This is a genomic window from Bradyrhizobium arachidis (assembly GCF_015291705.1).
In the GTDB taxonomy this organism is placed as follows: domain Bacteria; phylum Pseudomonadota; class Alphaproteobacteria; order Rhizobiales; family Xanthobacteraceae; genus Bradyrhizobium; species Bradyrhizobium arachidis.
In genome coordinates this window covers 1,329,344-1,343,477 of sequence record NZ_CP030050.1, presented here as the reverse complement: position 1 = coordinate 1,343,477, position 14,134 = coordinate 1,329,344, and the positions used below count along the sequence as shown (strand labels likewise).

The window sequence follows — 14,134 nt, the reverse complement described above, 5'->3', positions numbered from 1 at the left end:
AATCATCCTTTAACGTCGGAGTTGGAATGGGAATGCCGCGGGGGGCCGGCGTACGGCTCCGACTGGAGGACCCTTAAGACATGTCCGTCGCACAACTTGCAGTTATGGACACCGGCTCCAACCGGACGCTGGCTGAACGGCTGATCGACCAGCTCGCCGACCGCATCGGCGGCCTCGGCGTCGAGCTCGCCGATATTGCCGGCAACGTCCAGGAAGTCGCAAACCGCGTCGCCAACCAGTCGGAACGGTTCCACCATCTCCAGAAGACGGCGGAGACGATGGTCTCGGCCAATCACGACATAGCCAACGCATCACAGGCGGTGCAGTCGACGACGTCGGCCGCGGTCGGCGAGATCGCGCAGTCGCGCAGCGCAGTCGACACCGCCGTCAGCCACATCTCCGAGCTGGTCGCAGCCGTCGAACGTATCGAGGCTCGTTTGAGCGCGGTCGGCTCGGCGCTGGCGCAGGTCGCAAAAGTGTCCGGCTCGATCGAGGCGATCGCCAAGCAGACCAACCTGCTCGCGCTGAACGCAACCATCGAAGCGGCGCGCGCCGGCAATGCCGGCCGCGGCTTCGCGGTGGTCGCGAGCGAGGTGAAGAACCTCGCTGAAGCGACCCGCCAGGCCACGCATCAGATCTCCGACACCGTGCGCGACCTCGACGGCCAGATCGAAGGCCTGATCGGCGAGAGCAGCGATGCCTCGCAGCGCGCGAAGACCGCAGGCGAAGGCGCCCAGCAGATCTCCGGCATCATCTCGCGCGTCCAGCAGGGCTTCGCCTCGGTGGAAGCGGAGATCGACAGCGTCACGCGCGCGGCGACCTCCAATCTCGGGCATTGCGACACCGTCATCAGCGAGCTCAACGAGCTCGCCAAGGGCGTCGACCTCTCCTCGCGCGATCTCAAGAACGCCGACCAGCGCGTGACAAAGCTGCTCGACACCTCCGAAGCGCTGATCGCGCTGATCGCCGACAGCGGCGTCGAGACCTCGGACGCGCCGCTGATCCGCGTCGTCGTCGAGACCGCCAAGCGCATCTCGGCCGAGTTCGAGGCCGCGATCGACCGCGGCGAGATCACGCTCGACCAGCTCATGGACGAGAACTACCGGGAGATCCCCGGCACCGATCCCAAGCAGTACAAGACGCACTATGTCGACTTCACCGACCGCGTGCTGCCCGCGATCCAGGACCCGATCCAGAAATCCGATCCCCGCATCGTGTTCTGCGTCGCCTGGGCCAGGGGCGGGTACCTGCCGACCCACAATCCGAACTACCGCCTGCCGCAGGGCAAGGACCCGGTCTGGAATAACGCCAACTGCCGCAACCGCCGCCTGTTCACCGACCGCGCGGTGAAGAAGGTCGCGGCCAACACAAAACCCTTCCTGCTGCAGACCTATCGCCGCGACATGGGCGGCGGGCAGTTCGTACTGATGAAGGACCTGTCCTCGCCGATCGTGATCCGCGGCAGGCACTGGGGCGCATTCCGGATGGGTTTTCGGCAGGGCTGACGACCGCTGCTGGGGGCCTTGAATCAAAACCTCGAAAACAACCCCATGCACAGTAGCCGGGGCGGGAGGAATCAGCGGCTTGCAGTCGGCGGGCCTGGCGCGGCTTGACCCGTCGGGCAAAACAGGCGCATAATGCTATTATTCCGAAATTGCCATGCGCTCCTCTCCCTTCTCCCCTTGCGGGAGAAGGTGGCATAGGCGGCCTCTGGCCGCCGTTCTTGGGAACGCCGAAGCGAAGCTTCGGCTATGGCGCCGGATGAGGGGTCTCTATCAGCGCGCAAAGCTGCCTCGGAATAAGAGAGGATCATACGCGGAGACAGCCCCCTCACCCGAGTGAGTCTGCGTCTACTGACATCGCTGCCCTCTCCCGCAAGGGGAGAGGGCACAACAACAAGCCGTCGCGATTGATTTCATCGGGGTGCCACCCCTGCCTTTCCCAATCGCACGAATTTCGACATCGCATGATTTTGCGCATTCGCACGACGATCTGCGGCGATCGGCGGCGCGCGCGACGAAAATGCGTCAAAACATGACGATTATCATATCAATTAGCCCAGAACGCGTGCTGCGATCGCCGCACAAATTCGTGAACGTCATGGCTGGGCGCTGCGTTCGCGCAAATATGCATTGCCGGAAATGTCGGTGCTTCTTCGTTTCGCATCGATATGATTATGGTCGCGCGCAAATCGCCGACGCCGTAAGCGCTCGTCGAGCAAGGGGATGCACATGGCAACGACACTCACCATCAACGGCGAACAAAAATCCTTCGACGCGCCACCTGAAATGCCCTTGCTGTGGGTGCTGCGCGACATTCTCGGGATGACCGGCACCAAGTTCGGCTGCGGTATCGCGCAATGCGGCGCCTGCACGGTGCATGTCGACGGCAAGGCGGTGCGCTCCTGCGTGCTGCCCGTCAGCGCGGTCGCGAACCGGGCCGTCACCACCATCGAGCATGTCGGCAACACGCCTGCGGGTGCGAAGGTGCAGAAGGCCTGGCTGGATGCCGAAGTGATCCAGTGCGGCTATTGCCAGTCCGGCCAGATCATGGCCGCCGCCGCGCTGCTGGCGGCAACGCCCAATCCTGATGATTCCGACATCGACGCGGCGATGGCCGGCAACATCTGCCGCTGCGGCACCTATGTCCGCATCCGCGAGGCCATCAAGCACGCCGCCAACGGCAAGCAATCTTGAGGTCCGCCATGAATGCACACAATAGCGTCTCCCGCCGCTCACTCCTGACCGGCGGCCTCGCCACCGGCTTCCTGCTCGCCTTCCATCTGCCGCTGCGCGCCGCCGGCAACGAGCCGGTGCAACGCGATGTGACGGACGGCAAATTCGCGCCCAACGCCTTCATCCGCATCGATGAGACCGGCCGCACCGTGCTGATGATGCCGCAGGTCGAGATGGGACAGGGCACCTACACGTCGATCTCGGCCGTGATCGCCGAAGAGCTGGATGCCGACTGGAGCAAGGTCGAGGTGCAGCACGCCCCGCCCAACGACAAGCTCTACGGCAACCCGACCTTCGGACTGCAGGTCACCGGCAATTCCAACTCGATCCGCGCCTGGTGGCTGCCGCTGCGCAAGGCCGGCGCCACCGCACGCGCCATGCTGGTGCAGGCCGCAGCCACCCAGTGGGGCGTCGACGCTGCAAGCTGCACCGCGTCGAAGGGCGAGGTCGCGCATGCCGCAAGCGGCCGCAAGCTCGGCTACGGCGAACTGGCGCTCGCCGCCCAGGGCCAGACACCGCCGAAGGACGTCGCGATCAAGGATCCCAAGGATTTTGTCCTCATCGGCCAGCCGCTGAAGCGGCTCGACACGCCTGACAAGGTCAACGGCAAGGCGCTCTACGGCATCGACGCGATCCTGCCCGGCATGAAGATCGCCGCAATCGCCAATTGCCCTGTGTTCGGCGGCAAGGTCGGCAAGGTCGATGACAGTGCCGCGATGAAAGTCGCCGGCGTGCGCAAGGTCGTCGTGCTCGACGACGCCGTCGGCGTCATCGGCGATCACATGTGGGCGGCCAAGAAAGGTCTCGAAGCGCTCAAGATCGAGTGGAACGAAGGCCCGAACGCGAAAATCACCACCAAGGACGTCTGGGACGACCTGCGCAAGGCCAGCGAGAAGGATGGTGCCGTCGCAAAATCCACCGGCGACATCGGCAGGGCGCTCGCCAGCGGCGACAGGTTCGAGGCGGCCTACGAGCTGCCGTTCCTGGCACATGCGTCGATGGAGCCGATCAACGCCACCGTCCACGTCAGGCCGGATGCCTGCGAGATCTGGACCGGCACGCAGATCATGACGCGCGTGCAGTCGGAGGCGGCGAAGGCCGCCGGTGTTCCGGTCGACAAGGTGATCGTCAACCAGCATCTGCTCGGCGGCGGCTTTGGCCGCAAGCTCGAGCCGGACATGGTGGTCGCGGCGGTGAAAATTGCAAAGCAGGTCGACTATCCCGTGAAGGTGATATGGACCCGCGAGGAGGACATCCAGCACGACGTCTATCGTCCGGTCTATCGCGACCAGATCACGGCATCGCTGGTCGACGGCAAGATTGCGGGGTGGAAATACAAGGTCGCCGGCTCCGCGGTGCTGGCGCGCTGGCTGCCGCCGGCGTTCCAGAAGGGCATCGACATCGACGCGATCGACGCGGCGGTGGACGCGCCATACGACTTCGCCAACTTCCACGTCGAATATGTCCGCGCCGAGCCGCTGTCGGTGCCGACCGGCTTCTGGCGCGGCGTCGGCCCGAACAACAACGTGTTCGCGGTCGAATGCGCGATGGACGAGCTCGCGCGCAAGGCGGGCAAGGACCCGATCGAGTTCCGCAAATCCATGCTGACGAAGAACCCGCGCATGCTCGCGGTGCTGAACCAGGTCGCCGAGAAATCCGGCTGGGGTCAGCCGCTGCCGCCGCGCGTTGGCCGCGGCGTCTGCGTGCAGCCGTCATTCGCAAGCTTCATCGCGTCCGTGGTCGAAGCGGAGATCGACGACTTCGGCGAGATCGTGCTCCGCCGCGTCACCTCGGTGGTCGACACCGGCATCGCGGTCAACCCCGATACGGTGAAGGCGCAGATCGAGGGTGGCCTGATCTTCGGCCTCACCGCCGCGCTCTATGGCGAGATCACCATCGACAAGGGCCGCGTGCAGCAGTCGAATTTCCACGACTACCGCATGATGCGCATCAACGAGACGCCGAAGATCGATGTCACCGTCGTGAAAAGCGGCGAGGCGCCGGGCGGCATCGGCGAGGCCGGCGTTAATGCCGGACCTCCGGCGCTGCGCAACGCGATTTACGCTGCAACCGGCGTGGCGCTACGGCGCCTGCCCATCGATCGGAAACTGCTGGCTGCGGGGAAGAAGGCATGAGCGGCAAGATGCGTATCCTCGGAAGCCTCGTCGTCATCGCCGTCGTCGTAGCAGGACTCGGCGTCTTCCTCATCCGCGGGCCCGGCCCGCTCGACTTTGCCGGCGGCACCAAGGTGGCGCTGGCGGATTACCGCGCCGGCAAGCCGACCGGCGTGCCGGCCAAGCTGGAGAAAGCGAGCCTGGTCGAGCGCGGCGAATATCTCGCCAAGGCCGCCGATTGCATGGTCTGCCACACCAAGCCGGGCGAGAAGGACTATTCCGGCGGCCTCGCCTTCAAGCTGCCGTTCGGCACGCTCTATTCAACCAACATCACGCCGGACAAGGACACCGGCATCGGCAATTACAGCGACCAGGACTTTCTGAACGCGGTCCAGCACGGCCAGCGCCGTGACGGCGCCCGGCTCTATCCGGCGATGCCGTACACGTCTTACACGTTCATGACCGACGAGGACGTGCTGGCGGTGAAGGCCTATCTGTTCAGCCTGCCTGCGGTGCGCGCCAAGGCGCCCGAGAACACGCTGTCGTTCCCGTTCAACCAGCGCTGGGCGATGATCTTTTGGTCGGCGGTGTTCAATCCGGACACGCGCTTCACGCCCGACACATCGAAGAGCCCGGAATGGAACAGAGGCGCGTATCTCGCCGAGGCGCTGGCGCATTGCGGTGAGTGCCACACGCCGCGCAATCTCGGCTTCGCGCTGGATAACCGCAAGAAGTTCGCCGGCGCGATCACAGCGGGCTGGCGCGCCTTCAACATCTCTTCCGACAAGGCGACGGGTCTCGGCAACTGGAGCGACCAGGATCTGATCTCCTATCTGTCGCTCGGCCACGCGCCGGGCCACGGCTCGGCGTCAGGCCCGATGGGCGAAGCGGTCGACCACAGCTTCAGCCAGTTCGCGCCCGAAGACATCAGCAGCATCGTTGCCTATTTGCGCAGCGTGCCGCCGCAGCCCTCGCCCGACCTGCCCGCCACCACAGCGCCAGTCGCGCCCGCCTCGCACAAGGAAGGCGTGACAGCAGATGCGCGCGGCAAGAAGGTGTTCGCCAGCGCCTGCGCCAGCTGTCACGGCTGGAGCGGCGACAGCCCGGTCTCGCCGATGGCAACCCTCACCGGCACCTGGGCCGTCAACGACCCCGCCGCCACCAACGTCGCGCAGATCGTGATCTCGGGCACCAAACGACACAGGCCGGACGGCGCACTATCGATGCCCGCGTTCGGAAGTGCGTATACCGACGACGAGATCGCAGCGGTGGCGAATTATGTGACGGCGCGGTTCGGGACGAAGGGCTCGAAGCTGACGGCGAAGGATGTGGCCGAGCTGCGGGAGCAGACGGCGGAGTAGCGTGATGGCGAGATTGATGCGCGATCGCGCGTCAATCTCCGCCGTCGTCCCGGACGAGCGCAGCGAAGATCCGGGACCCATACGCCGCAGCAATAGTTTTGCGAAGACTCGGAGTGACCGGCTTCGCGCAATCACTACTCCCTGGGGTTATGGGTCCCCGCGTTCGCGGGCACGACACTGAGGGTGTCGCGCCGCTTTCACCCTACCCAAAACATCGGCGCGGACGCTTCATCTGCCCGCGCCGATCTATCCCCTCACGTAAGCGCAATCGGGCAGCCGTTGCTGCCCGTGGCACCCTTGATCGGGGCCGGCGCGAAGCAATAGACGAACTGGTACTTCTTGTCGGCGATCAGATCGTCGAAGAAGAGGTTCTCGTGGTTGTGGATGCCGTGCTTGGTCTGCAGCTCGGAATGGACCACGAAAGCGAGCGACTTGTCGGGATTGGGCACCACCTCCACCGCCCAGGTGTCGGCGCCGGTGAGCGCGAGATCCTTCTCGATCACCCACCTCGCCGCATCCATGCCGATGCCCGGCTCGCCGCTGTTGAAGCGGTCGTTGTTCTTCATCCACAGCGAGCCCCAGCCGGTGTGGAACATGATGGCATCGCCCGGCTTGATGTCGCTCTCGGGAATGTTCTGCTTGGCCAGCGCGGCCTTGATGTCGGCCGCGGTGATCTCCTGGCCGACGTCCATCATCCCGCCCTTCAGCGCGACCATGTCGACCAGATGCGCGCGGGTGAACAGCGGCTTGAGCTTCTCGACACCGAGCTTCTTCAAACCGTAGGCGTCGCTGATCTCGGTTGCGGTGAAACCATTGTAGAACCGCATCTCGTTCTTGTCGCCGTCCTTGCCCAATTGGATTCCGATATGGCCGAGGCCATCGAATTGGGTACCGGTCTGGCCGATCTCCGTGGTCAGGAATTCGTCGTGATAGACCATCTTGTTGTCGCCGAACGGGCCGCCGGTCGGGCTGCCGGGAATGCGCAGCGTGAACGCGCGCGGACCGAACAGCGGCATGCCGCCTTCGTAGACGCGGCCGATCTTGTAGATCTTGCCGTCCTTGATCCATTTCGCGGCATCGAGGACCTTTTCGGGCGTGATGTGATTTGATGCGCCGGACTCGTCGTCCTTGCCCCATTTCGACGGCCACCACGGCTTGTCGGTGCCCTTGGGCATGGAGGTCGCGATCTGCGCCTGGGCTTGGCTGATCGGTGCAAGCGAGAACTTGCCGTGCATCGAGCCGGCGAGGGCGGCTCCTGCGACGCCGGCGATGCCCGCGGTGCGGAGCAGGGTCCGCCGATCGGTCGTGGAGCCGCTGTCGTCTTGATCTACGTTGTTGATCTCATTAGACATTGCACCCTCCCAGGTTGTGGTCAGAACAAAATCTGACTCTCAAATTGTTTCCGGCTACCCTCCTCCTCCATTGCGCTGTTGTCCAGCGACAAAAATAAGACCGATGGCGGGAGAGCTTCCCATGGGCCTGTTCGAAACCGACAGATCGGCGCAGCGACTCCCGGTGTCGCTGATCACCGGCTTTCTCGGCAGCGGCAAGACCACGCTGCTCAATCGCCTGCTGCGCCGCGACGACATGAAGGACAGCGCCGTCATCATCAACGAGTATGGCGAGGTCAGTCTCGACCATCTCCTGGTCGAGCGCGTCGATGGCGAAGTTGCCGTGCTCGCAAGCGGCTGCATCTGCTGCACCATCCGCAGCGACCTGGAACAGACGCTGCGGGACCTCCTGGTCAAGCGTGACCGCGGCGAGATTCCGCCGTTCCGCCGCATCCTGGTCGAGACCACCGGGCTCGCCGATCCCGCGCCGATCGTGCAGCTGCTGCTCAACAACCCGCTCGTCTCGCACTTCCTGCGGCTCGACACGATCGTGACCACGGTCGATGCGGTCAACGCATCGCATCAGCTCGACCGCCAGTATGAGGCGGTGAAGCAGGTCGCGCTGGCGGACCGGCTGCTGATCACCAAGCGCGATCTGGTCGACGATGTCGGCTTGTTGGAGCTGCGTCTCCGCCAGCTCAATCCCGGCGCGAGGATCGAAACCGTCGATCATGGCGAGATCGATCCGGCCCAGCTATTCGGTGCGGGCCTGATCGATCCCGAGAAGAAAAGGATCGACGTTGCGCGCTGGCTCAATGAGCACGCCTTCGCCGAGCCGCACGCGCATGCCGGTCATTCGCATCACGATCGTCACGCGCATCATGACCACGATCATCACGATCACGACGCATCCATCACCAGTTTCATGCTCGCGTTCGACGAGCCGCTCGACTGGATGGCGGTGACGCACTGGCTCGCGCATTTGCGCAACGCGCGTGGCGCTGATCTCTTGCGGGTGAAGGGGATTCTCAATCTTCACGGCGAGGCTGCGCCGGTTGTGATCCACGGCGTGCATCACGTCTTCCACCCACCGGTGGCGCTGGCCGCCTGGCCCGACAGCGATCGCCGCTCGCGCATCGTCTTCATCACGCGCGGCATCTCGCGATCGGACGTGCTGGAGCTGTGGCGGGCGGTCCGCGCGGCGGCGTGAGGCTCGGCGGCGCTAAGGGAACAGACGACGCAATTGATGCGCAGTTGCGTGCGTCAATCTCAACTGTCGTCCCGGACAAGCGCGCCCTCAGGCGCGCGCCGATCCGGGACCCATACCCACAGGGAGTGGTTTGGCGAAGATTCGTAGTGACCAGTCTCGCATCACAACTACTCCCTGGGGTTATGGGTCCCCGCGTTCGCGGGGACGACACCGAGGGTGTAGCTTCGTTCTTTAGCTCAACCAGAATTTTGGCGTTGCCGGCTCCAGCCTTCCACCAACACGCACCGGCGCGATCTTGAGCGCCAGGCCCGTCGCGTCATCCGTCTCGACCGCAACGCCGCTGAGCGTCGCGACGCCCGCGGCCGGCTCGAAACGTCCCGACGGAATCCCTGACGTGAATCTCCGCAGCGGTTCTTCCTTCTGCATGCCGATGATGGAATCGTAATCGCCGGTCATGCCGGCATCGGTCATGTAGGCGGTGCCGCCGGAGAGGATCTGATGATCGGCGGTCGGCACATGCGTGTGCGTGCCGACGACGAGGCTGGCGCGGCCGTCGCAGAAGAAGCCGATGCCCTGCTTCTCGCTGGTCGCCTCGCAATGGAAATCGACGACGATGGCGTCGGCGGCAACGCCGAGCGGGCAGGCGCCGAGCTCGCGCTCGAGCGCGGCAAAGGGATCGTCGAAGGGGGTCATGAAGACGCGGCCGAGCGCGTTGACGACCAGCGCATGCTTGCCGTTCTTGGTCTCGACCAGAGCGGCGCCGCGGCCGGGCGTGCCGCGCGGATAGTTGGCGGGACGCACCAAGCGGTCGGCGCGCTCGATGAACACCAGCGCCTCGCGCTGGTCCCAGGAATGGTTGCCGAGCGTCACCGCGTCGGCGCCGGCCTCGACGAGATCCCGGTAGATCGCTTCCGTGATGCCGAAGCCGCCGGCCGAATTCTCACCGTTCACGACGACGAAATCGAGCGACCAGTCCTTGACCATGCCGGGCAGATATTCCGCGACGGCCTCGCGCCCGCTACGGCCGACGACATCACCCACGAAGAGAATGCGCAACTTCAGAACTCCGGAAATCGAACACGTCCGATTCCGTTAGCACATAATCCAGCGCCACGTCGTGGGATAGTGCCGGAACCGCCTCGATCTCCTGCGCTGCAAAAGCAAGCCCGATACCGACGATGTGCTTGGCCTTGCGCAAATGCGCGAAGGTGAAATCGTAATGCCCCGCACCATAGCCGATGCGATGGCCGAGGCGGTCGAACGCCGCAAGCGGCGTCAGCATGATGTCGGGGATCACTTCGGCCGCTGCCGGCGACGGTTCGGGAATGCCGAGCGGGCCGAGCATCAGGCGGTCGTTCGGATGGAAGAGGCGGAAGATCAGCGCCTTGCCGCGCGTGGTAACGCAGGGCAGCGCCAGCTTTGCGCCCTGCTCCGCGAGCTTCTTCAGGAGCGGCATCGGATCGATCTCGCTGCGGATCGGCGAATAGCCGGAGACGATGCTGCCGGGCAAGAGGTCGAACGGCAGCCCGCGCTTGGCGAGCTTTGCGGCGGCAGCGATGCGCTTCTTCTCGCTCAGCGCGTCGCGCTTGGCGAGGGCCTTGGCGCGGAGTTCGGCTTTGGAGTTGGACATGCGCGTTTTCCCCCGATGGCGAAGTCTTGCTCCGCCGTCATCGTCCGCGAATGCGAACGATCCAGTATTCCAGAGACGCCAGTGCACAGACCTCGACGCCGCGGCGTCCTGGATGCCCCGGTCCCCGTGCGCAATTGCGCACCAGGCGGGGCATGACACCGAGCCTCAATTGAACCGCAAGCGTGTCGGGGACGCAAATTCGACAGGCACGAACCAGAAGGAAGAAACAGTGCGAGGCCGCGGACGCCGTTGAAGCACTCGATCCCGGAGTTCCCTACGAAAGTAGGTGGGCACCATATGTCCGAGCCCACGGGCCCGGCCAGGGACAGTTCCCTAAAGGATCGATAAGGCCCCGGGGATATATGGCTCCTGACGCACGTCGCAGCCTCGCCGGGACAATGTAACAACGATGTTGACGAATCGCCAGCCCGGCGAGTGGCTACCCACTTGCTTGCCAAGTTCGCCGGTGCGCTCCCTCCCCCGCAAGCGGGGGAGGGAGCGCAGTGCCTGCGTGGCAGCAGGCCCTACCCGATCGCGATGCCGCCGCCGACGGTGCGGTTCAGGACCTGGGTCGATTTCTCGATTCGCTCGGCGGCGGCGTTCAGCGCGTTGACCACCGCGGTCTGCGTCATCCTCGCGCGCTCGACGGCGGCATTGCGGAAATCCCGGAGCTCGTTCAGCTCCTGCTCCATGGTGCGGATGCGGTTGCCGGCATCGACCAGCTCGTCGCAGGCGGTGAGCGCCGCCATCACGGTGAGGCGCGCATCGCCGATCTCGCCGAACTTTCCGCGCAGCGACTGGATGCGCGTCTCCAGGCTCTCGGCGAGCTTGAGCAGCCGCACCTCCTGGCCTTCCTCGCAGGCCATGCGGTATTGCCGGCCGTTGATGGTGACGTTGATGTGGCTCATCCGTCCTCTCCGGTATCGAGCACCGAGCGTATCGTGACGATCGCGGAATCCAGCCGGTCGGAGATCTCGCGATTGGTGCGCTCGAGCTTGCGCGCCTTCACCAAAGCTCCATCGAGCTCGTCGGCAAGCCGCGAGCGATCGGCGCCGAGCGCCTGGATGCGCGCAGCCAACTCGTTCTCGTCACGATCGGCATCGCGCCGCCGCTCCACCGCGCTTTCGAGCGCGTCGAGCGCCGCCGTCAGCCTGCGAGTCGCGATCTCGATCTCGACGGCCGAGGACTCCGTCATGGCAGAGCTGTTGGAAACGCGATCGTTCATGCAGTCAGCGGCGGAACCTGGCGGCCTTTACCCAGTGGCCTTTCCCTGGAGCTTGCCGTCCGGCAAAAGACTCGGTTCGGCAAGCGGTTAGAAGCAGAAATTTACGTGGCAAGCTAGCCAAGCGCAACGCCGCCGCGAAACTATGCACCGATCTTGCGAGCATGATCCCCCGCGCACACGCCCCGCCTTTGCCGCAAGCAAGACCGGGCCGCCACTTTTCGCTAACGCGGCCCTTCGGGTCCAGAGCCTGTATGACGCAACTTTTGCGGCCAAACCGGCGTTTGATTGCCTTGGACTTCCGGAACTGAGGTGCTATCCCAGCCCCGACCTTACGCGGCCGCGAGGCCCCCTTCCCGCGCGGGCGTACACCGCCAAGCGCCTCATTCCAGACGGATTTCAGACATGACGCAGGTCGACCACACCCGTATGGCCAACGCGATCCGCGGCCTTTCGATGGACGCTGTCGAGAAGGCGAAATCGGGCCATCCCGGCCTGCCCATGGGTGCCGCCGACATCGCAACCGTGCTGTTCACGCAGTTCCTGAAATACGACGCGGCCGCGCCTAGCTGGCCCGATCGCGACCGCTTCGTGCTCTCGGCCGGCCACGGCTCGATGCTGCTTTATTCGCTGCTGCATCTCACCGGCAATTCCGAAATGACGCTGGACCAGATCAAGCAGTTCCGTCAGGTCGATTCGCTGACGCCCGGACACCCCGAGAATTTCCGCACCAACGGCATCGAGACCACCACCGGCCCGCTCGGCCAGGGCATCTCGACCGCGGTCGGCATGGCGCTCGCCGAGAAGATGCTGGCCGCCGAGTTCGGCAAGAAGATCGTCGACCATCACACTTATGTGCTCGCCTCCGACGGCGACCTGATGGAAGGCGTGTCGCAGGAAGCGATCGCGATGGCCGGGCACTGGAAGCTCGGCAAGCTGATCGTGCTCTACGACGACAACGGCATCTCGATCGACGGCCCGACCTCGATCGCCGATTCCGTCGACCAGGTGAAGCGCTTCAAGTCGGCGGGCTGGGCCGCCGAGAAGATCGACGGCCAGGATCAGGCCGCCATCACCGACGCCATCACGCGCGCGAAGAAGTCGAACAAGCCGACGCTGATCGCCTGCCGCACCACCATCGGTTTCGGCGCCCCGCACAAGGCCGGCACGTCGAAGGCGCATGGCGAGGCGCTCGGCGCCGACGAGCTCAAGGCCGCCAAGGAAAATCTCGGCATCTCGCTCGAGCCGTTCTCCGTGCCGGATGACGTGCTGAAGGCTTGGCGCGCAGCCGGCAGCCGCGGTGCTGCGGCCCGGCAGGAATGGGAGGCGCGGCTCGGTGAGCTCGGCAGCCGCAAGCGCGCCGAGTTCGAGCGCCGCCTGCGCCATGAGCGGCCGGCTTCGCTCGCCAAGGCGGTGCGCGCCTACAAGAAGGAGCTCTTGGAAAAGCCGATGACGGCGGCGACCCGCAAATCCTCGGAAGCCGTGATCGAGGTGATTGCCGGCGCGATGCCGATGGAATTTTTGGCGGGCTCGGCCGATCTCACCGGCTCCAACAACAACAAGGCGAAGTCGGCGACCGCCTTCTCCGCCAAGACGCCGAAGGGCCGCTTCATCCATTACGGCATCCGCGAGCACGGCATGTGCGCGGCGATGAACGGCATCTTCCTGCATGGCGGCTTCGCGCCGAACGGCGCGACCTTCCTGGTGTTCACCGATTATGCGCGGCCCGCGATGCGCCTCGCCGCACTGATGGGCGCCGGCGTCGTCTACGTGATGACGCATGACTCCATCGGTCTCGGCGAAGACGGCCCGACCCACCAGCCGGTCGAGCATCTCGCCGCGCTTCGCGCCATTCCCAACATGCGCGTGTTCCGCCCCTGCGACGCCATCGAGGTCGCCGAGTGCTGGGAGCTCGCGCTGAACCGCATCGACGGCCCGACCGTGCTGGCCTTGACGCGGCAGAACCTGCCGCAGCTCCGCACCACCGCGCCGAACGATAGCCCTTGCGCCGCCGGCGCCTACGAGCTGGTCGCAGCGCAAGGCGAAGCCAAGGCGACGCTGTTCGCCTCCGGCTCCGAGGTCGAGATCGCGGTTGCCGCCCAGAAGCAGCTCGCCGAGCGCGGCATCGCGTCACGGGTGGTCTCGGTGCCCTCGCTCGAGCTGTTGTTAGCGCAACCAGAGGCCAAGCGCGCCGAGATCATCGGCAACGCGCCGGTGAAGGTCGCGATCGAGGCCGCCGTGCGCTGGGGCTGGGATGCCGTGATCGGCCAGGATGGTGAATTCGTCGGCATGCATTCCTTCGGCGAAAGCGGCCCGGCGAAGGACCTTTTCAAGCATTTCGGCATTACCGCCGAGGCTGCGGTTAACGCTGTGCTGAAGCGCGTTTCCTAAGAGTTGAGCTTGCCAAAAAAAAGGACTACGACACTCCTCATATGATCAAGCACCGCCCGGCCGAACCGGGCGTTCCGTCTAAAAAACCCTCGCAGGCGCGCCAAGCGCGTTGTGCGGGACGATGGGGTTATTGAACAGCC

General features: G+C 64.9%; 11 protein-coding genes and 1 other RNA gene. 6 read left to right on the top strand and 6 right to left on the bottom strand.

The features are described 5' to 3' along the window. Positions 1–80 precede the first annotated feature (80 nt). The 4 genes from WN72_RS06600 (at position 81) to WN72_RS06585 (ending at position 6,210) form a co-directional block, all read left to right on the top strand. Entirely contained in the window at positions 81–1,505 is a 1,425-nt protein-coding gene (locus WN72_RS06600) for a methyl-accepting chemotaxis protein (protein ID WP_092216544.1), read from the top strand. Positions 1,506–2,231: 726 nt separating this feature from the next. Then, the gene (locus tag WN72_RS06595; RefSeq protein WP_027561116.1) at positions 2,232–2,696 is read left to right on the top strand and encodes a (2Fe-2S)-binding protein; all 465 of its coding nucleotides are present in this window, start codon (positions 2,232–2,234) and stop codon (positions 2,694–2,696) included. 8 nt (positions 2,697–2,704) lie between these two features. Beyond that, positions 2,705–4,870 (top strand): xanthine dehydrogenase family protein molybdopterin-binding subunit, encoded by a 2,166-nt coding sequence (locus WN72_RS06590; protein WP_167380856.1) that lies wholly within the window; start codon positions 2,705–2,707, stop codon positions 4,868–4,870. Further along, the gene (locus WN72_RS06585; protein ID WP_092216546.1) at positions 4,867–6,210 is read left to right on the top strand and encodes a c-type cytochrome; all 1,344 of its coding nucleotides are present in this window, start codon (positions 4,867–4,869) and stop codon (positions 6,208–6,210) included. The genes WN72_RS06590 and WN72_RS06585 overlap by 4 nt, the downstream gene beginning before the upstream one ends. Before the next feature lie 254 nt (positions 6,211–6,464). On the opposite strand, the gene WN72_RS06580 is transcribed toward WN72_RS06585, so the two are convergent. After that, positions 6,465–7,562, bottom strand: coding sequence for a cyclase family protein (locus WN72_RS06580; RefSeq protein ID WP_092216547.1), 1,098 nt, complete (start codon positions 7,560–7,562; stop codon positions 6,465–6,467). 121 nt (positions 7,563–7,683) lie between these two features. Between WN72_RS06580 and WN72_RS06575 the strand changes: the two genes are divergently transcribed. After that, a complete protein-coding gene (locus WN72_RS06575) occupies positions 7,684–8,751 on the top strand; it encodes a CobW family GTP-binding protein (protein WP_092216634.1) in 1,068 nt (355 codons plus the stop codon). Between the two features lie 231 nt (positions 8,752–8,982). Here the strand turns inward: WN72_RS06575 and WN72_RS06570 are convergent, their stop codons facing one another. From WN72_RS06570 to WN72_RS06550, 5 genes are all read right to left on the bottom strand, one after another. Beyond that, positions 8,983–9,807, bottom strand: coding sequence for a TIGR00282 family metallophosphoesterase (locus WN72_RS06570; RefSeq protein WP_167380857.1), 825 nt, complete (start codon positions 9,805–9,807; stop codon positions 8,983–8,985). Continuing rightward, positions 9,785–10,381 carry a 5-formyltetrahydrofolate cyclo-ligase gene (locus tag WN72_RS06565; RefSeq protein WP_027561122.1) on the bottom strand — a complete coding sequence of 199 codons (597 nt, stop codon included), beginning with the start codon at positions 10,379–10,381 and terminating at the stop codon, positions 9,785–9,787. The genes WN72_RS06570 and WN72_RS06565 overlap by 23 nt, the downstream gene beginning before the upstream one ends. Positions 10,382–10,611: 230 nt before the next feature. Beyond that, positions 10,612–10,772, bottom strand: a non-coding RNA gene (gene ssrS / locus WN72_RS06560) — 6S RNA. A gap of 133 nt (positions 10,773–10,905) precedes the next feature. Next, positions 10,906–11,289, bottom strand: coding sequence for a cell division protein ZapA (locus tag WN72_RS06555; protein WP_027553871.1), 384 nt, complete (start codon positions 11,287–11,289; stop codon positions 10,906–10,908). Beyond that, complete coding sequence (locus WN72_RS06550; protein ID WP_014439722.1) at positions 11,286–11,606, bottom strand: DUF4164 domain-containing protein; 321 nt, start codon at positions 11,604–11,606, stop codon at positions 11,286–11,288. Before WN72_RS06550 ends, WN72_RS06555 begins: the two co-directional genes overlap by 4 nt. A 402-nt stretch (positions 11,607–12,008) precedes the next feature. Between WN72_RS06550 and tkt the strand changes: the two genes are divergently transcribed. After that, entirely contained in the window at positions 12,009–13,994 is a 1,986-nt protein-coding gene (gene tkt / locus WN72_RS06545) for a transketolase (RefSeq protein ID WP_092216549.1), read from the top strand. The last annotated feature ends 140 nt before the right edge of the window (positions 13,995–14,134 follow it).